At 31.1% G+C, this 17,927-nt stretch carries 19 protein-coding genes and 1 tRNA gene; 2 read left to right on the top strand and 18 right to left on the bottom strand.

Features of this window, described 5'->3' with window-relative positions:
- The first annotated feature begins 17 nt into the window (after positions 1 to 17).
- Together guaA and Q0684_RS12740 are read left to right on the top strand one after the other, a co-directional pair.
- The gene (gene guaA / locus Q0684_RS12745; RefSeq protein WP_299017465.1) at positions 18 to 1,553 is read left to right on the top strand and encodes a glutamine-hydrolyzing GMP synthase; all 1,536 of its coding nucleotides are present in this window, start codon (positions 18 to 20) and stop codon (positions 1,551 to 1,553) included.
- Positions 1,554 to 1,558: 5 nt separating this feature from the next.
- Positions 1,559 to 3,205 carry a LysM peptidoglycan-binding domain-containing protein gene (locus tag Q0684_RS12740; protein ID WP_299017462.1) on the top strand — a complete coding sequence of 549 codons (1,647 nt, stop codon included), beginning with the start codon at positions 1,559 to 1,561 and terminating at the stop codon, positions 3,203 to 3,205.
- Positions 3,206 to 3,292: 87 nt separating this feature from the next.
- On the opposite strand, the gene Q0684_RS12735 is transcribed toward Q0684_RS12740, so the two are convergent.
- From Q0684_RS12735 to Q0684_RS12650, 18 genes are all read right to left on the bottom strand, one after another.
- Positions 3,293 to 3,808: a DUF2892 domain-containing protein gene (locus tag Q0684_RS12735; RefSeq protein WP_299017459.1), complete on the bottom strand. Its 516-nt coding sequence runs from the start codon at positions 3,806 to 3,808 to the stop codon at positions 3,293 to 3,295.
- A 102-nt stretch (positions 3,809 to 3,910) separates the two neighbouring features.
- A complete protein-coding gene (gene ccsA, locus Q0684_RS12730) occupies positions 3,911 to 7,072 on the bottom strand; it encodes a cytochrome c biogenesis protein CcsA (RefSeq protein ID WP_299017457.1) in 3,162 nt (1,053 codons plus the stop codon).
- Positions 7,073 to 7,473: 401 nt separating this feature from the next.
- Positions 7,474 to 9,537 (bottom strand): methylmalonyl-CoA mutase, encoded by a 2,064-nt coding sequence (gene scpA / locus Q0684_RS12725; RefSeq protein WP_299017454.1) that lies wholly within the window; start codon positions 9,535 to 9,537, stop codon positions 7,474 to 7,476.
- A 62-nt stretch (positions 9,538 to 9,599) separates the two neighbouring features.
- A complete protein-coding gene (locus Q0684_RS12720; protein WP_299017451.1) occupies positions 9,600 to 10,952 on the bottom strand; it encodes a methylmalonyl-CoA mutase subunit beta in 1,353 nt (450 codons plus the stop codon).
- Positions 10,952 to 11,269, bottom strand: coding sequence for a septum formation initiator family protein (locus Q0684_RS12715; protein WP_299017449.1), 318 nt, complete (start codon positions 11,267 to 11,269; stop codon positions 10,952 to 10,954). The genes Q0684_RS12720 and Q0684_RS12715 overlap by 1 nt, the downstream gene beginning before the upstream one ends.
- A 1-nt stretch (position 11,270) precedes the next feature.
- Positions 11,271 to 11,876, bottom strand: a complete 606-nt coding sequence (gene udk / locus Q0684_RS12710) for a uridine kinase (protein ID WP_299017446.1) — start codon at positions 11,874 to 11,876, stop codon at positions 11,271 to 11,273.
- A 172-nt stretch (positions 11,877 to 12,048) separates the two neighbouring features.
- Positions 12,049 to 12,122: transfer RNA gene (locus Q0684_RS12705), tRNA-Thr, on the bottom strand.
- A 217-nt stretch (positions 12,123 to 12,339) separates the two neighbouring features.
- Positions 12,340 to 13,644, bottom strand: coding sequence for a deoxyribodipyrimidine photo-lyase (locus Q0684_RS12700; protein WP_299017444.1), 1,305 nt, complete (start codon positions 13,642 to 13,644; stop codon positions 12,340 to 12,342).
- 2 nt (positions 13,645 to 13,646) lie between these two features.
- Positions 13,647 to 14,105, bottom strand: coding sequence for an SRPBCC family protein (locus Q0684_RS12695; RefSeq protein WP_299017441.1), 459 nt, complete (start codon positions 14,103 to 14,105; stop codon positions 13,647 to 13,649).
- A 4-nt stretch (positions 14,106 to 14,109) separates the two neighbouring features.
- Positions 14,110 to 14,571, bottom strand: a complete 462-nt coding sequence (locus tag Q0684_RS12690) for a TspO/MBR family protein (RefSeq protein ID WP_299017438.1) — start codon at positions 14,569 to 14,571, stop codon at positions 14,110 to 14,112.
- Complete coding sequence (locus Q0684_RS12685) at positions 14,572 to 14,745, bottom strand: Lacal_2735 family protein (protein WP_299017435.1); 174 nt, start codon at positions 14,743 to 14,745, stop codon at positions 14,572 to 14,574.
- A gap of 5 nt (positions 14,746 to 14,750) precedes the next feature.
- Complete coding sequence (locus tag Q0684_RS12680; RefSeq protein WP_299017431.1) at positions 14,751 to 15,224, bottom strand: glutathione peroxidase; 474 nt, start codon at positions 15,222 to 15,224, stop codon at positions 14,751 to 14,753.
- Positions 15,225 to 15,228: 4 nt separating this feature from the next.
- On the bottom strand, positions 15,229 to 15,912 hold the full coding sequence (locus Q0684_RS12675) for an SDR family oxidoreductase (RefSeq protein ID WP_299017428.1): 684 nt from the start codon (positions 15,910 to 15,912) through the stop codon (positions 15,229 to 15,231).
- A 6-nt stretch (positions 15,913 to 15,918) separates the two neighbouring features.
- Positions 15,919 to 16,134, bottom strand: coding sequence for a hypothetical protein (locus tag Q0684_RS12670; protein ID WP_215995832.1), 216 nt, complete (start codon positions 16,132 to 16,134; stop codon positions 15,919 to 15,921).
- An 84-nt stretch (positions 16,135 to 16,218) separates the two neighbouring features.
- A complete protein-coding gene (locus tag Q0684_RS12665; RefSeq protein WP_299017424.1) occupies positions 16,219 to 16,443 on the bottom strand; it encodes a hypothetical protein in 225 nt (74 codons plus the stop codon).
- A gap of 2 nt (positions 16,444 to 16,445) precedes the next feature.
- Positions 16,446 to 17,144, bottom strand: a complete 699-nt coding sequence (gene folE / locus Q0684_RS12660) for a GTP cyclohydrolase I FolE (protein WP_299017421.1) — start codon at positions 17,142 to 17,144, stop codon at positions 16,446 to 16,448.
- A gap of 60 nt (positions 17,145 to 17,204) precedes the next feature.
- Positions 17,205 to 17,486 carry a TIGR03643 family protein gene (locus Q0684_RS12655; protein WP_299017609.1) on the bottom strand — a complete coding sequence of 94 codons (282 nt, stop codon included), beginning with the start codon at positions 17,484 to 17,486 and terminating at the stop codon, positions 17,205 to 17,207.
- A complete protein-coding gene (locus Q0684_RS12650) occupies positions 17,482 to 17,904 on the bottom strand; it encodes a hypothetical protein (RefSeq protein ID WP_299017418.1) in 423 nt (140 codons plus the stop codon). Before Q0684_RS12650 ends, Q0684_RS12655 begins: the two co-directional genes overlap by 5 nt.
- Positions 17,905 to 17,927: the final 23 nt, after the last annotated feature.

Below are 17,927 nucleotides of genomic sequence, written 5' to 3'. Positions count from 1 at the left end.
AAATATTATTTTTGCGCATGCAACAAGACAAAGTACTTATTTTAGATTTCGGTTCGCAATACACTCAGTTAATTGCAAGACGCGTTAGAGAATTAAACATTTATTGTGAAATTCATCCTTATAACAATCCACCTAAAAACCAAGAAGATTTTAAAGCAGTAATTCTTTCTGGAAGTCCAAACTCTGTAAGAGGAGAAAATGTTTTACATCCAGATTTATCTGAAATTAGAGGTAAAAAACCGGTTTTAGCAGTTTGTTATGGTGCGCAATATTTGGCACATTTTTCTGGTGGTAAAGTAGCGCCATCTAACACAAGAGAATATGGTAGAGCCAATTTATCTTTTATAAAAGAAAACGAACTTTTCTTTTCAGATATCTCTGAAGGCAGTCAAGTTTGGATGAGTCATTCAGACACAATAAAAGATTTACCAACAAATGGCACACTTTTAGCAAGTACAAAAGATGTAGAAAATGCAGCGTATAAAATTAATGGAGAAACTACGTTTGCTATACAATTTCATCCAGAAGTGTATCACTCTAAAGATGGTAAGCAATTATTAGAAAACTTTTTAGTAAAAATTGCGGGCGTAGCACAAACGTGGACACCAAATTCTTTTGTAGAAAGTACCGTAAAAGCGTTACAAGATAAAGTTGGTAATGATAAAGTAGTTTTAGGCCTTTCTGGTGGTGTAGATTCTACAGTTGCAGCAGTATTATTAAACAAAGCCATAGGCAAAAACTTATATTGTATTTTTGTAAATAACGGTTTATTGCGTAAAAACGAATTTGAAAGTGTTTTAGACCAGTATAAAGATATGGGCTTAAACGTTAAAGGTGTAGATGCATCTGCACGTTTTTTGAAAGCTTTAGAAGGCGTTACAGATCCAGAGAAAAAGAGAAAAGCTATTGGAAACGCTTTTATTGAAGTCTTTGATGATGAAGCACATCAAATAAAAGACGTAACTTGGCTAGCACAAGGTACAATTTATCCAGATGTTATAGAATCTGTTTCTGTAAACGGTGGTCCATCAGCAACCATAAAAAGTCATCATAATGTAGGTGGTTTGCCAGATTATATGAAGTTGAAAATTGTAGAGCCTCTAAGAATGATTTTTAAAGATGAAGTGAGAAGAGTTGGGGCGTCTATGGGAATAGATTCAGAATTATTAGGGCGTCACCCTTTTCCAGGGCCAGGTTTAGGAATTAGAATTTTAGGAGATATTACTGAAGAAAAAGTAAGAATATTACAAGATGTAGATGCTATTTTTATAAACGGATTAAAAGAAGACGGTTTGTATGATAGTGTTTGGCAAGCAGGCGCAATGCTTTTACCGGTAAACTCTGTTGGAGTTATGGGAGATGAGCGTACTTATGAAAAAGTGGTAGCCTTAAGAGCTGTAGAAAGTACAGATGGTATGACAGCAGATTGGGTAAACTTACCTTACGAGTTCTTACAAAAAACATCAAATAAAATAATAAATCAAGTAAAAGGCGTTAATAGAGTAGTGTACGATATTAGTTCTAAACCTCCAGCTACAATAGAATGGGAATAAAATATATGAAACATCTTCAATTTTTTGTTTTTTTATGTATGATAACGTTTACCATTTCTTGTGGTCAACAAAAAAAATACATAGAATATAAGGTAAAAGAAGGAGAGAGTATGCGTTTAATAGCTAAGAAATTAGATATAAAAACAAGAGACTTGCTTCGCCTTAATCCAGGTATATCTAAAAAACCAGCGCCTAATACTGTTATTATAATTCCAAATAAAAAGAGTAGTGGCGTTAAAAATACAAAGGATAATGCATCAAAGGAAAAAGCAAAAGATGTTATAAGTGATAAACAAAATAATTTTTTAGCCGATAAAAAGAAACAAAAAGAACTTTTATTAGCTACTTTAAAAAAAGATTATAAAATACATTTAGTCAAAAAAGGAGATACTTTTTATAGCCTTACAAGGTTTTATAAAGTTTCTAGTGAAGATCTTGTAAATTTAAATCCAGAATTGTCGGAAGGATTAAAAACAGGTCAGGTTATAAAAATTGCAAAGCTTGCTGTTAAAGAGGAAGCACAAGAAGAAGTTGAGCTAGAAACTGAAGAAGATGTATTGTTATACAGTGATGTAATACAAGAAGGGATTCGTTTAAAAACAGCTATTTTCTTACCTTTTAGAACACAGGAATTAGATACATTATCTGAAAACGATATTTTTGATAACAGTAAACTAGCCAATATTGTAACAGATATGTATTTGGGAGCAGAAATAGCAATAGACTCGTTAAGGAAACAAGGTATTTCTATAGACGTTTCTGTTTTTGATACTGGTAAAAACAGTACTAAATTAAATACCATTATTGCCGAGAATAATTTAAATGAAAATGACGTAATTATTGGGCCATTGTATTCTGAGGAGGTAAAAATGTTAGCTAATAAAGTGAATACACCAATTGTTTTTCCGGTTTATTCTAAAAAGCAAGCTAGTTTTTCTACAAAACAAATTGTAACAACAGCCCCAAATAAAACGGAATACAGATTAAGATTATCTAATTATTTTCAAGAAAAGGTTACAAAGGGCAATGTAATTATTGTTAGAGATGGTACCAGTGATGCAGCAATACATGCAGAAAAATTAAGCATAATTTTAAAGGCTAAGGACTCTGTAACGCTAAGTACCATAACTTCTGAAGACGGTTATATAAAAAGAGAAAAATTTACAGAAGCATTAAAACCAAATGTAGATAATGTGGTAATATTAACCACTAAAGATCCTATTATTGTAGCAAGTGCAGTAAATAGTTTAATTAGTTTAGAGGAAGATGTAACTGCTAGGGTTTTTACTTTTGATAAAAATAGCGCCTTTAATAAAATTGATAATTTAAAATTAGCAAAATTAGATTTTACCTATGTAAGTGACGAGTATAGTAAAGAAGATGTTGCAGAGGTAATTAATTTTAATGCGAAATTTTTGTCTAAAAACGGAGTGCTACCAAATTATTACGCTACAAAAGGCTTTGATGTTACTTATGATGTATTAATGCGTTTAGCTTCGGGAAAGTCGCTTAAAAAAACGTTCAGCGAAGGTGTTTCTTACCGTGTACAAAGTAAGTTTGATTATGAGAAAAACATGTTTAAAACAACCGAAAATAAAGGTTTATTTATGGTAAAGTTTAATGCAGATTTAACTTTATCAACTATAGATTAAAACGGTAAAATTAGTCATAAAAAAACGGATAAAATTTTATTTTATCCGTTTTTTTATGAGTTTTCTAAGCACCCAACAATCTAACCCTTAGATTTTCTTCATTTGCTGTTTCATCATTTGCATTTGTTCTTTTAACATGCCATGCTTGTCTAGCTTTTTAGCTTCAGCCATTAAGTTTGTTGCTTCTCTTTTACGTCTTTTGGTCATTGCAATACCTGCTAATTGTAGTTTTGCCATTGCCAAATCATGATCCATAGCTAAGCCAAGTTTAACTGCTTTTCTTAGAAATTTCTCTGACTGTGTCATGTTTGTTTGGCTTAACATAATACCATGTAAATAGTTAAAGTAACCTTGTTGCTTTGTTATTAAAGCAGCCTCAGGATTTTTAATGTAGCCCAACCACTTTTTTGTGCCTTCAAAATTTTGTTTACGCAATTGTAAAAAAGCTAGTAAAATAAACTCGTTTTTAAAATAAAATAACACAAAAATCCCGGCTAATAATAAGATGGAAATTCCGTTCATTATATTGCCTTGGCTGAATTGATATACTGCCCAAACTGTAATTAAACTTGCTAAAATTAATTTTATATTTTTATGAAACATATTGTTTTATTGTTAAAATTTAGAAAGGCAAAAATACATTTTCTTATGAATTATCATAAAAAACTTACCGCTTAATTTTAAGGAAACTTTTAAAACAAGTTCCTAATTTTTTTGTTTTACTTGTTTTTTGAAATACTTTTTATATTTAAACGAGGCTGCAATGGTTAAAACAATTAAAAAGCCAATATAAAGGTACGCCTCTTTTGGTGTAACTACTTTGTCTCCACTAGCATAAGAATGCAAGCCAGATAAGTAAAAATTAACACCAAAGTAGGTCATCATAATAGATAAATACGTGAAGGCAGATGCAAAGTTAAAAGCAAGTCTACCTCTTAAACCAGGTATTAAACGCATGTGTAAAACAAAAGCATACAACATAATAGAAATTAAGGCCCACGTTTCTTTAGGGTCCCAACCCCAATAACGTCCCCAACTTTCATTTGCCCACATACCACCTAAAAAGTTACCAATGGTTAACATTACCAAACCAACAGTAATGGCTTGTTCGTTAATAATGGTTAATTCTTTAATGTTTAAGTCCATTTTTTTACTGTTCTTTTTGGTAGTAAATACCATTAAAAAGAGTGCTACAATACCTAAAATCATTCCTAAAGAAAGTGGTCCATAACTTGCTACAATAATAGAAGTATGTACCAAAAGCCACCAAGAATTTAAAACGGGTTGTAAATTGGCAATCTCTGGGTCTAACCAGTTTTGATGCGCAAAACCTAAGGTAATTGCCACTAAAAATGCAGTTGCTGTAATGGTTAATGCAGAGTTTTTACCAATCCATAAACCAAAAAGCATGGTTGCCCAAGCAACAAAAATTATAGATTCATAAGCATTACTCCATGGCGCATAACCACTAATGTACCATCTAATTAGTAAACTTAAGGTGTGTAAAATAAATAAACCTACCACAACAACAGAGAGTGTCTTCACAGAAATATTTACCCATTTTTTAGAAGCAAATATCTGCCAAATCACAAATATTAGCATCAATAAACTTACATAACCATAGTATTTTGCTAAGGTTTGAAAAGGTTGTATTTTGTTGTAAGAAATCTCATAGTCTATCTTATCTTTTTCTAAGTTAACTTCGGCTCCAAATTTTTGTTGAAACTTTTTAATACCTCCCAAAATCTTGTCGGCATCTTTGTAGTCTCCTGTTTTTTTAGCTTTTTGTAAAAAGTTAATGTAAACGGGTAAAGATTGTTTTACAAAAACAGAATCTGTTCCTTTAAATCCAGCTTCAGAAGCTTCTAATCTAGAAACCCATTTGTTGTTTTCATCTCCAGGAATTGGGTAAATTTTTAAAATTGCGCCTCCAATGGCGCTGTATAAAAGTCCAATTCTTTTATCAATATTAATTAAGTCTTTTTCAAACTTATTTTTAATCTTGTTTTTTTGTGCTTGCTCTACTTTCTCTTTAATTTTATATACACCAGTTTCTGTAATAAAACTAGACAAACTTGCGTGGGTTGCAGATTGTGCAACACCAATAAAATCTCTTACTTGTGTGTTTCCTTTTTCTAGGTAAATAATTGGCACTTCATACCACAAATAAGGGTTTTCTATAATAGATAATAAAACCTGACTAGGTTCCATACCTTTAAACTTTTCGGTTTTACTTACTTTTCTAACCAACTCAGAAGCAAACGTATGCGCAGGCTTCATTCTACCATTATCTTGTATTACAAGTCTATTAAAGCTGTCTGCATGTTTCGCATCCACCATATTTGCTTGTAAAATAGAATCTATCTGTTGGTTGGTAACCTTTTTGGTTTGATGTCCATCTGAATGCTGTGCAAATGTTAAACTTGATACAAGTAAGATGGCTATTGTAGTCAAATTCGCTTTTCTCTTTCTAATTTTTACGAGCCTTTTTTTCAAATCGTCAAAACGAGTATTTTTTACAAATAAAGCCATAGTTAAACCAAAATATAGTAAAAAGTAACCCAAATAGGTTACAAAGGTTCCTAAAAAATCATGATTGACAGATAGATGTGTTTCTTCCTTTTCTCCAGTTAAATCATAACTCGCCTGAAAGAATTTGTAACCTCTGTGATCTAAGATATGATTCATGAAAATTCTATAATTAAAGGTTTCTTTTGGGTCTATTACAGTTACTTCACTTGCATAAGAAGCAGCGCTTTCTGAGCCAGGATATTTTTCGAGCTGAAAATCATTCAATTTTATAGCAAAAGGTGTTTCTAAAATTTTTGCACCATACAGCATTCTAAAGTTTAGGCCACCAACTTCTAAAGTTTTAGAACCATCTGCATTAAATTTACTTCCTCTTAATTCTACTCTTTTAGTTTCATTATTTGCAGTAACATCTAAAACAATAATATCTTGTACTTTGTCACTCTTAGGACCTCTTACAGTTTGCATTTTTCCTTTTGTAGGGGGTTCTGGTATTACAAATTGTAAATCGCCAATATTATGCAAAGACAGGTAATTAAATTCTGCTAACGAGTCTTTTACAACTCTTCCTCTTTTTTGATCTGCCATTCTAAACCAATCGCCATCTGCCTTAGAAATCATTTTTAGCGTGTTGTTTTCTTTGATAAAGTTTACGGTGTAATCTTCTTCTTTAGCATCAAAACCTACTAAAATACCATGAATATTTTGTATCGTAAATCTTGGTATATAATGTTCGTGTCTTGTGCCATCAGAAGATTCAACAAAGAATAAATGTTCTACTCCGTTTTCATCTTCAACCAACTTTTCTTCTGCCCAAGGTATATAATCTACCAATTCAAATTTAAAATCTACAGCTTTTTCTTTGTCTACAAAATTGTCTGAATAAGACCAAGAATTAGAACCCCAAGCAGATAAGAGTATAGGTTCATTAATTTCTGGTTTTTGTGAAGTGCCATCGTCTACAATTGCATTTACATAGGTAGTTTCCGATAAGAATTTATTGGTGGTTTCTCCTTCTTCAATTAACATGATACCTTCATAACCAATATATCTAGTAATACCTGCACCCAGAAGAATTAATAAGAACGAAGCATGGAACAATAAAACTGCCCATTTTTCTTTTTTATAAAGTTTGTATCTAAAAATGTTTCCAAAGAAATTAACCACAAACAAAGCCATAATCAACTCAAACCACCAAGCATTGTAAACTAGTGCTTTAGATGTTTGCGTGCCATAGTCGTTTTCTATAAAAGTAGCAACGCCCATTGCTGTTGCATAAACGATAAATAAAATGGCCATTAGACGGGTAGAATATAGAAAATCGAATACTTTTTTCATCCTTTTGTATTGCTTTAAAATGCGTTTTATAAGAGTTGCAAATTTAAGCATAAAAGGGCAAATTTACCCTTTGGAAGTGTACTATTAATGTGTTAAATATTTTAAAATAAAAGGGTGATAATTCACAAAAAAGTTTAATAATCAGTTTTCTTTAGTTGTCAATTATAAATGTATTACAACACGTTTCGTTTTTTAGCATACTAATTCTACAGAAATCTAAAAAATACTTGAAATTAATGAATAGCGAGTTTTATATAATTATTGCAGTTTCTGTTTTTTATGCAGTTAAAAATTAACTACTGTCATTTCAAACGCAACGAAGTGCTGTTGAGAAATCTTGTGTTTAATTTGAGATTTCTTTATTTAAATAGAAAACACATTAGTTTTAAATAATATAAATATTACTCAGCAATACTGTCTATTAATATCGTAATTAAATCTATGGCTGCTTGCGCAATTTTGGTTCCTGGGCCAAAAATGCCAACAGCTCCTGCATCAAACAAAAACTGATAGTCTTGTGCGGGAATTACACCACCTACAATTACCATAATATCTGCTCTACCGTACTTATTTAACTCGGCAATAACTTGTGGGACTAAGGTTTTGTGGCCTGCTGCTAATGAGGATATTCCTAAAATATGCACATCATTCTCTACCGCTTGTTTTACGGCTTCTTGTGGTGTTTGAAACAAAGGACCAATATCAACATCAAAACCCAAGTCTGCATAACCAGTTGCTACAACTTTTGCACCTCTATCATGGCCATCTTGTCCTAGTTTAGCAATCATTATTCTTGGTCTTCTGCCTTCTAATTCAGCAAATTTATTTGCTAAATCAGTTGCTTCTTTAAATAATTTATCGTCTTTTATTTCTTTTCTATACACACCAGAAATAGATTTAGTTACTGCTTTATGTCTGCCAAAAACAACTTCTAAAGCATCTGAAATTTCGCCTAAGGTTGCTCTTTCTCTTGCCGCTTTTACTGCCAATTCTAAAAGATTTTCTTTACCTGACTTTGCCGAATTTGTTAAAAGTGTTAAGCAATTTTGCACCTTTTTATAATTTCTATTCGCTTTTAAGTTTTCTAATCTTTCAATTTGAGATTTTCTCACAGCTTCATTATCAACCTCTAAAATATGTAAAGGGTCTTCTTTGTCTAATTGGTATTTATTTACACCAACAATTACATCTGCTCCACTGTCTATTTTGGCTTGTTTAATGGCGGCAGCTTCTTCTATTCTTAACTTTGGAATCCCTTTTTCTATGGCTTTTGTCATGCCTCCTAACTCTTCAACTTCTGCAATCAATTCCCAAGCTTTATTAGCAATATTAGCAGTTAATTCTTCTACATGATAACTGCCTGCCCAAGGATCTACTGTTTTTGTAATATGAGTTTCTTCTTGTAAATAAATTTGAGTGTTTCTGGCAATTCTTGCAGAAAAATCTGTGGGTAATGCAATAGCTTCATCTAAAGCATTGGTATGCAAACTTTGTGTGCCACCAAAGGCAGCAGCCATTGCTTCAATAGTTGTTCTGGCTACATTATTAAATGGGTCTTGCTCCGTTAAAGACCAACCACTAGTTTGGCAATGCGTTCTTAAAGCTAAAGATTTTGGGTTTTTTGGGTTGAATTGTTTTACAATTTTTGCCCATAACATTCGTGCAGCTCGCAGTTTTGCAATTTCAGTAAAATGATCCATACCAATTGCCCAAAAGAAAGACAATCTTGGCGCAAAATCATCAATATCCATTCCTGTTTCTAAGCCTTTTCTAATATATTCTAGTCCGTCTGCTAAGGTGTAAGCCAATTCTATTTCTGCAGTTGCCCCAGCTTCTTGCATGTGGTAACCAGAAATAGAGATTGAATTGAATTTTGGCATGTTTTTGCTGGTATATTCAAAAATATCTGCAATAATTTGCATAGATGGAGTAGGAGGATAGATATACGTGTTTCTAACCATAAACTCCTTTAATATATCATTTTGAATGGTACCAGATAGTAATTCAGGTGAAACACCTTGTTCTTCTGCAGAAACAATATAAAACGCTAGAATTGGCAGAACAGCGCCATTCATAGTCATAGAAACAGACATTTTATCTAACGGAATTTGGTCAAACAGAACTTTCATATCTTCTACAGAATCTATGGCAACGCCTGCTTTTCCAACATCTCCTTGCACACGTTCGTGGTCAGAATCATAGCCCCTGTGCGTAGCTAAATCAAACGCTACAGATAACCCTTTTTGCCCAGCAGCCAAATTTCTTCTGTAAAAAGCATTGCTTTCTTCTGCGGTAGAAAAACCAGCATATTGTCTAATTGTCCAAGGTCGTCTTACATACATTGTGCTGTATGGCCCTCTTAAATTAGGAGCAATACCTGCTACAAAATTTTCATGTTGAAAAGATTTTTGAGGTGCTGTAAAATCTTTTAAAATTTTTATATTTTCTATGGATTTTCTACTCATTTTTTGGGACATTAAACGATATAAATTAGTTGCCTAAGGCTTTACTAATTTTTTAAGTTTATTTACTTTTCTTGTTGCAATCGTTTTTGTTCTATTTTTTCTGCTAGCCTTTTTTTGATTATAGGAACAATTAGTGTTTTTATATTTCTTTTTTTTAGAAAAGGGTCTTTTGTGATGTTGTTTTTCATTACATCATCTTTACTAACTTGTAAATTAGTTCCTAATAAAAAGACCTCTTCTTTTTGGAATTGTGTTTCTTCTCTAACGGCACTTTCTTTAATTTTCTTTTGAATATTACCTTCTTTAAGTTGTTTTAAAAAACCACCACCTTTTTCTATTTGTTTAAAAATGGGTAGTGCTTTTTCTGCAAATTGATGTGTTAATGTTTCAATATAATAACTGCCATCAGTAAAATTTTGAGCGTTTGTAAAACCACTTTCTTGCTGTAAGATTAAAAGCTGATTTTTAGAAATTCGTTCTCCAAATGCATTAGCATTTTCAAAAATTGCATTATAGGGTAGATTACTTACTGTATTTGCGCTGCCTAAAACAGCACTCATGCATTCAGATGTGGTTCTGAGCATATTTACGTTATAATCGTAAATTGTTTTATTTCTAAGTGAAGGTTGTACAAAGAGGTGTGCTTCTTTTTCTTTAATTTTATAGGTGTTTAAAAGTGAAGACCAAAGCAAACGGAAGGCTCTTAATTTTGCAATTTCATGAAAATAGTTGCTACCCACTGCAAATTGAAAATGAATTTTATCTGCAATGCTGTTGTCAAAGTAATTTAAGTATTCGTTGGCATGTGCTAAAGCATAGGCCAATTGTTGTGTGATATTTGCCCCTGCATTTTGGTACAAATCTGCATTAATAACAATAGGGTTTTCTAAAAGATTACTAATTTCTTTAAGTTGATTAAAATCTTCTTTTAAATTGTAATACCAATTTCCAGTTTCAGCTAAATTGCCTAAAATATCAAACTGAAAAAAAATAGTTCCAGTGTTTATTTTTGAAGCGATATCTTTTATAAAATCGACTTCTAAAAAATTTAGTTTAAAATAAATTGAAGTATGATCCAAGTTAACCCCTTTTAATAAAATGGTAAAATCAAATTTTGTTTCTGCTATAAATTGAATGGCTGTTGCACCAGTACTAATACTTTTTAATGCAAATGCATTGGCTTTTAATTCGTCTTTAATCTTAATAGTTTGGCAAATTTTAAAATCTTTTTCAGGTAATTTTATAGCATGATTTTTTCTGTCTTCTTTAGTGTAAAAAGGTTTTATGGTAATTCCTTCATTTGTTTTCCAGAGCAATTTCTCATTATAATCTGCACCCTTTAAATCTACTTGAATTCTTTGTTTCCAAGCGCCAGGTGTAGTTCCTTTAAAATCATCAAACAGATATTTAGTCATTATTTTTTTATGGTGTCAAATTCAATAATATAAATGTCTTCGTTTTCTTTTTTCATTAGGTATTTTTCTCTGGCAAAACGCTCTAGTTGTAAAGAGTCTTCTAGTTTTTTTATAGTAGCTTTATCTTTAGCTATTTTTGTTTTGTAGAATGATATGGTGTTTTCTAAATCTTCTATCTCTTTATCAAACTTTCTATGCACTAAGTAAGAATTGTCATCAAAAAATAGCATCCATAGTAAAAATGGAATAAAAATAATAACGAATACATTCGTTAAAAGTTTAAAAATTTTTTTATTTTTTATGATTTGTAAATTCATTTTATAAGCGCTCATTAATAACAGACCTCACAATATCTATAGCTACTGTATTGTACCTGTCATTGGGTATAATTATGTCTGCAAAATTCTTTGTAGGTTCTATAAATTGGTTGTGCATTGGTTTTAAAGTGGTTTGATACCTATTTAAAACTTCTTCAATATCTCTTCCTCTTTCTGTAATATCTCGCTTTAACCTTCTAATTAAACGCTCGTCTGTTTCTGCGTGTACAAATATTTTAATATCAAATAAATCTCTTAATTCTGTGCTATTAAAAATTAAGATACCTTCTACAATTACTACTTTTCTAGGGTGTGTTTTTACGGTATCTTTTGTTCTGTTATGCGTTACAAAAGAGTAGACAGGTTGTTGTATGTTTTTACCCGTTTTTAATGTTTTTAAATGTTTAGTTAAAAGCTGAAAATCAATTGCTCTAGGATGATCGAAATTTATTTTAGTTCTTTCTTCATAAGACAAATCGTTGGTTTCATTATAATAAGAATCTTGTGAAATAACACAAACTTCGTCTGTTGGTAGTTGTTTAATAATTTGATTAACCACTGTAGTTTTTCCGCTTCCAGTACCGCCTGCAATTCCAATAATTAGCATAAAAGAGAATATTAATTTTACTCCGTAACTTATATAGGTAAATATATAAATTTTAACGATATTTATATGAGTTTTTAAAATTTACTTTGTCTTTACCTATGTTACACTAAAAATGATAGGTGTCTTAAGACATAAAAAAAAGCTTCAATATAAATTGAAGCTTTCTTAAAAGAGCCGATGAAGGGACTCGAACCCCCGACCTGCTGATTACAAATCAGCTGCTCTAGCCAGCTGAGCTACATCGGCATTTGTGCTAAAACGTTAATTTTAACGAGGGCAAATTAAATACATTATTTGGTTTTTACCTAAAGAAAAATTACTTTTTTTAAAACAAAAAGCCCCTAAAAATATAGAGGCTTTTTAACAAGAATAATAAAAGTTTTAGTATGTAATTAAAAATTAGTTCTTTAACGTTGTTTTAATGGTAAATGTTGTAATAAATATTAGATTTAGGATTGTTTTATTAATTTAAGGCTTCTTTGTAGGCACTCAAACAACGTTCTCTAGCCATTTTATGTTCTACTATTTCTTTTGCATAAGTGAGTTCTTGAAACTCTGGAACCCATTTTTTAATATAGGCTAAATCTTTATCAAATTTTTTAATTTGTGTGGTTGGATTAAATATTCTAAAATAAGGTGCAGCATCTACCCCAGAACCAGCAACCCATTGCCAATTACCCACATTGCTAGCCATTTCATAATCATGCAGTTTCTCTGCAAAATAGGCTTCTCCCCATCTCCAATCTATTAGTAAATGTTTGCACAGAAAACTGCCCACTAGCATTCTTACACGATTGTGCATAAACCCAGTTTTATTTAGTTGGCGCATACCAGCATCTACAAAAGGGTAACCTGTTTGTCCATTACACCATTTTTTAAATTCTTCTTCATTATTGCGCCATTCAATTCTATCATATTTAGATTTAAATGCTTGTTTAGAAGTGTCTGGAAAATGCCAAAGTATTTGCATAAAAAACTCTCTCCATATCAATTCTTGCCAAAAGATTTCATTTTCTTCTGCTACTGCTTTTTTAACCATTTGTCGAACAGAAACAGTTCCAAATCTTAGATGAGGACCAAGTTTAGAGGTGCTATCTTGTGCAGGAAAGTTTCTGGTATCTTCATATTCTTGAATTAGACTAGGGGTAACTGTAAAGGTTTCTATTTTTTGTGATGCTTCTTTGAATCCCATTTCCGCCAAAGTAACGTTAGGTAATTCTTTATTTTGTAGGGTGTTGCTTAAGTAAGAATTGGTATAAAAAATATCTAAGTTATAACTTTTAAATTGCTCTTTCCAGACCTTCATATAAGGTGTGTACACCACGTAAGGATTACCATCTTTTTTTACAACTTCGTCTTTTTCAAAAATTACTTGGTCTTTAAAAGTCTTGAATTGAATAGTATTGCTATTTAAAAGTTTTTCAATTTTTGAATCTCTATTGGTTGCATAAGGTTCGTAATCTCTGTTTGTAAAAACAGTTTCAATTTCATACGCTTTAATTAGTTTTTTGTATACTTCTTCTGGATTACCATAATACATTGCTAAATCACTGTTGTGCTCGTTTTGCAATATTGTTCTCATTTTTTGTAAAGTATCAAAAATGAAATTTACACGGGCATCATCTTCAGGTAATTTGTCTAAAATTTCTTTGTCGAAAATAAAAATAGGCAATACTGGATTTTCGCCTTTTAAGGCATTGTAAAACCCAACATTATCGTCCAACCTTAAATCTCTTCTAAACCAAAAAATATTTACTTTTTTACTCATAACTACTTAAATTCTCCAAAAAGTTCTATTAACTTTTTACTTCTAAATTCGAATATTTTTTCCAATTGAGGTTTTACTATAATAGGGTGTATTAATCTGCCTAAGAAGCCAAACGGAACTTTATAATAAATTAAATCTTCCATTTCTACACCACCATCAATTTCTTTTATAAAATGTGTGTGATGCCATAAAGCATATGGCCCAGACAATTGTTCATCTGTAAAGTGACTTAAATGTTTTACCTGTGTAATTTTAGATATCCACTTGGTTTTAATGCCTAATAGAGGTGTAACTTGATATGTGATTAATTGCCCTGCATAGGTTTCTCTATCTGCGCCATCAATAATTTTAAACCCCATTTCTTTGGGTGTCATTTTCTCTAAATTTTTTGGACTTTTTAAAAAGTCCCATGCCTCTTGCAAAGAAATAGGTACTTTTTGTGTTTTATGTAGTTTGTGCATGCTGTTAGTTGTGTATTAGAATATAAAAATTTAAAGATGTTGCTATACATAGCCATATCATATATGGAAGTAATAAAAACTTATAATTTTTTGTAGCTGTGCTAAATTTAAAAAAATATAGAAATATAAATACAGTTAGTAGAATGATATTTATGAATCCTAGAAAGACCTGATGCTGATTAAAAAAAACAAAATTCCAACTTACGTTTAAGATAAATTGGAATAGAAATAAAAATTTATTTTTAGAAGTGTTCGATTTTAAGAACAATTTGCCCAAATAAATAGAAAAACAAATCATTATCAGCGTCCAAGCAATGCCAAAAACAATACCTGGTGGTGTCCAAGGAGCTTTATCTAAGTTACTATACCAAACAGATAATGGGCCATTATTCATTAAAAAACTACCCAAACCCAAACCGCCAAAATTTAGTATTAAAAAAAGTAAGGTAATTTTTACTTGTTTCATTTAAGATTTTGATTGTAAGCTTTCTATTTGCTTTAAAATATCGTCTGCTTCTTTGTATTTTGCATCGCTATCTGTTCTATTAATGGACTGCAGTTTGTATGCTTCTTCCATTAATTTCTTGTATTTGTCTTGCAGCTTATCAACTTCAGACTTTTTTTTAAATAAACCAAACATATTTTTTAGATTAGGTGTTTTGTGATTTTAGAGCTCATTGGCTTTGTAATAGAAAAATAATAATCTACAAATTGGCCATCAGGTGCTACCAAATATTTTTGAAAATTCCATTTTACAGAAGAACTTTTTACACCATTTAAACTTTTCTCTGTTAACCAGGTGTATACTGGGTGCTGTTTACTTCCTTTAACGTCTATTTTTTCTGTCATTAAAAAAGTAACTCCAAAGTTAACTTTGCAAAACGCTTCAATGTCTTCTGAGGTTCCAGGTTCTTGACTACCAAATTGATTGCAAGGAGAACCTATAATCATTAAATTTTCTTTATATTTCTGATACAATTCTTCCAAATCTCTATACTGAGATGTAAACCCACATTTAGAGGCTACATTTACAAATAAGATGTATTTATTCTTGTATTCAGTTAAGTCAATAGCTTTATTTTGTAAGCTATTGATATTAATATCGTAGATATTTGCCATGTTTTTAAATTTTGAAATTTACAATTCCGCAGTCTAGCTCAAAAATTTGCCCTGAAATAGATTTTGCTTTATCAGAAACTAAAAATGTAGCTAAATCTGCAACTTCTTCTGGTTTTAAAAACTTTTTAAGTGGATGACGTTCTGTGATATTTTCTATCATACGTTCATTTCTTAAAAGTTTAGATGCTAAATCTGTATCTGTAACAGTGGGTGCAATCGCATTAACACGAATGGTTGGGGCTAATTCTGCGCCTAAAGATTTGGTAATTCCTTCTACTCCAGATTTTGCGGCTGCAACGCTTGCGTGAAAAGGCATGCCTAATTTTGTAGCAACTGTACTAAATAAAAGTATAGATGGACTGTTGCCGTTTTTAAGTTTTGTAAGTAAATGCTGAATAATTTTGACAGCTCCAATTACATTAATTTCAAAGTCTTGTCTGAAATCATCTAGTTTTAATCTAGCAATTGGCTTTAGGTTGATACTACCAGGGCAGTAGATTAAAGTATCTATAGCATCTATTTCTGGTAAGTCATCGCTTATAACATCACAAGATATGTGTGTTAAGTTCGCATGAGAAAGTGAAGGTTCTGATCTACTAATATTTATAATTCTGTTGTTTTCAACTAAAGAATTTACAATAGCTTGTCCAATTCCTTTACTTCCTCCTACGATTACTATATTTTTCATGTGCTTTTAAGGTCTTCCTTTCAAGCGCTTTTCTATTTTCTGTTTAACAGCTGTTAAGCGCTTCATTTGATCCATAATTTCTGGATCTTTTTCTTGTTTATATACTTCATTTAGCTCTAGAATAAGTGCTTTTACTTCTCTAGATGCTAAAATTCTATCACTTGTGGTTTTAAATGAAAACTTTCTATTTTCAAATTCTACAGCTCTTTCTAATAAATTCATTCTATTTAACGTGTCTAATTTTATAATTTTTCCAATATAGATATAAAAGTTAAACTAGCAATAAAAAACTGAATTATTTCTATTTTAAGCTGTTAGTGGTTTTCCTTTTAAACGTTTTTCTATACGTTGTTTTATTGCGGTTAACCTTTTCATTATATCCATAAGTTTAGCATCTTTAGTTTTCTTATAGATTTCGTTTAAACTTAAAATTAACTCTTTTGCTTCTCTAGCGGCTAAAATTCTGTCGCTTGTTGTTGGAAACCTCATTTTTCTAGTTTCAAACTCTTCTGCTCTTTTGATTAGTTCCATAATTAGTAATTTAAAGTGTTTTGTAATTCTGCAATTTTCTCTGTCGTATTAAATTTTCCTCCAAAAAAAGAGGTTACTGTAGAAGAGGTATCATCTTTAATACCTCTAGAAGAAACACATAAGTGTTTGGCATCTATAATTACAGCTACATCTTCCGTGTTTAATATTGCTTTTAATTCTTCTGCAATTTGGTTGGTTAAACGCTCTTGCACTTGAGGTCTTTTAGCATAATATTGTACAATTCTATTCAATTTAGATAAACCTATAACTTTACCTGAAGAAATATATGCGATATGTGCTTTACCTATAATCGGTACAAAGTGATGCTCACAATTAGAGTAAAACGTAATATTTTTTTCTACCAACATTTGGTTATATTGGTACTTATTATCAAACAAGGCTACTTTTGGTTTATTTTTAGGGTTAAGCCCAGAAAAGATTTCTTCAATGTACATTTTAGCGACTCTTTTTGGAGTTCCTTTTAATGAATCATCAGTTAAATCTAAGCCCATTACATCCATTATTTCAGAAAATAAACCGGCTATTTTTTCTTTTTTTTCTTCATCAGAAATTTTAAAGGCGTCTGGTTTCATTGGGGTTTCCAAGCCTGTAAATAAATGGTCGTCTCCAACTTCATCGTGAGAGAAACTGTTTAATTTACTTTCTGCCTCTTTTTCTTTTAGTACTACTTCTGTAATCATTTGTTGTCTTTTTTATGTGCTGTCTTTAGAAACCCTAAAACCTAAAACAAAGCACGGTTTTTATCTTTTTGCTATAGAGTTATTTGATATTGATTTTTGTCTTGAACATTTAAATCTTCCTTTTGCAAACGTTCTTAATTTTTCATGTTTTGTTTTTCTTCCTTGCACTCTTTTTCTCCACATTTTGAAGCTTTTTGGCTTCATTTCTCTACGCATAAGGTCTATTACCTCTTGTTCTTTTAACCCAAATTGAAACTGTATTGCCTCAAAGGTTGTTCTGTCTTCCCACGCCATCTCTATTATTCTATCAATAGATATGCCATTTAATTGTTTTGTATTAATGGAACTCAAATTGTTTGTCGTATTCAATTTTAATATCAATTAGTTTATCTATAAACTTCTTATTTTCTTGTAACAGTTTATTGTTTTTAAAGCGAACAAAGTTACCTTGTGCGTGTATGCTAAACCCTTCTGTTTTGTAAGTATGCAGTTGGTAATAAGGTATTGCCCAACTATAATTTTGTAATCCTTTTGTTATGTGCACTAAGATGCCCTTTTCTCTTAATTCGATATTTCCATAATTGGCATCAGAAACACTATTCATAAAACGCATAAAACTTGGGCTTACTGCGGCTACAATCATTCTTTTAGAACCTGTACCTCCTAATTTTATAGACTGAAAAAAAGAATAAGATGCACCTAACATTTCTGTTATCGTTACTTCAGCTTCGTTATTTTTATTTGTTGTATTAAATATCATTACTCAAATATACAACAAATACA

Origin of the sequence: uncultured Polaribacter sp. (genome assembly GCF_947503875.1) — a bacterium.
GTDB lineage: Bacteria > Bacteroidota > Bacteroidia > Flavobacteriales > Flavobacteriaceae > Polaribacter.
The sequence above is the reverse complement of the archived record's forward strand: the minus strand, read 5'-3'. Positions and strand labels throughout refer to the sequence as shown.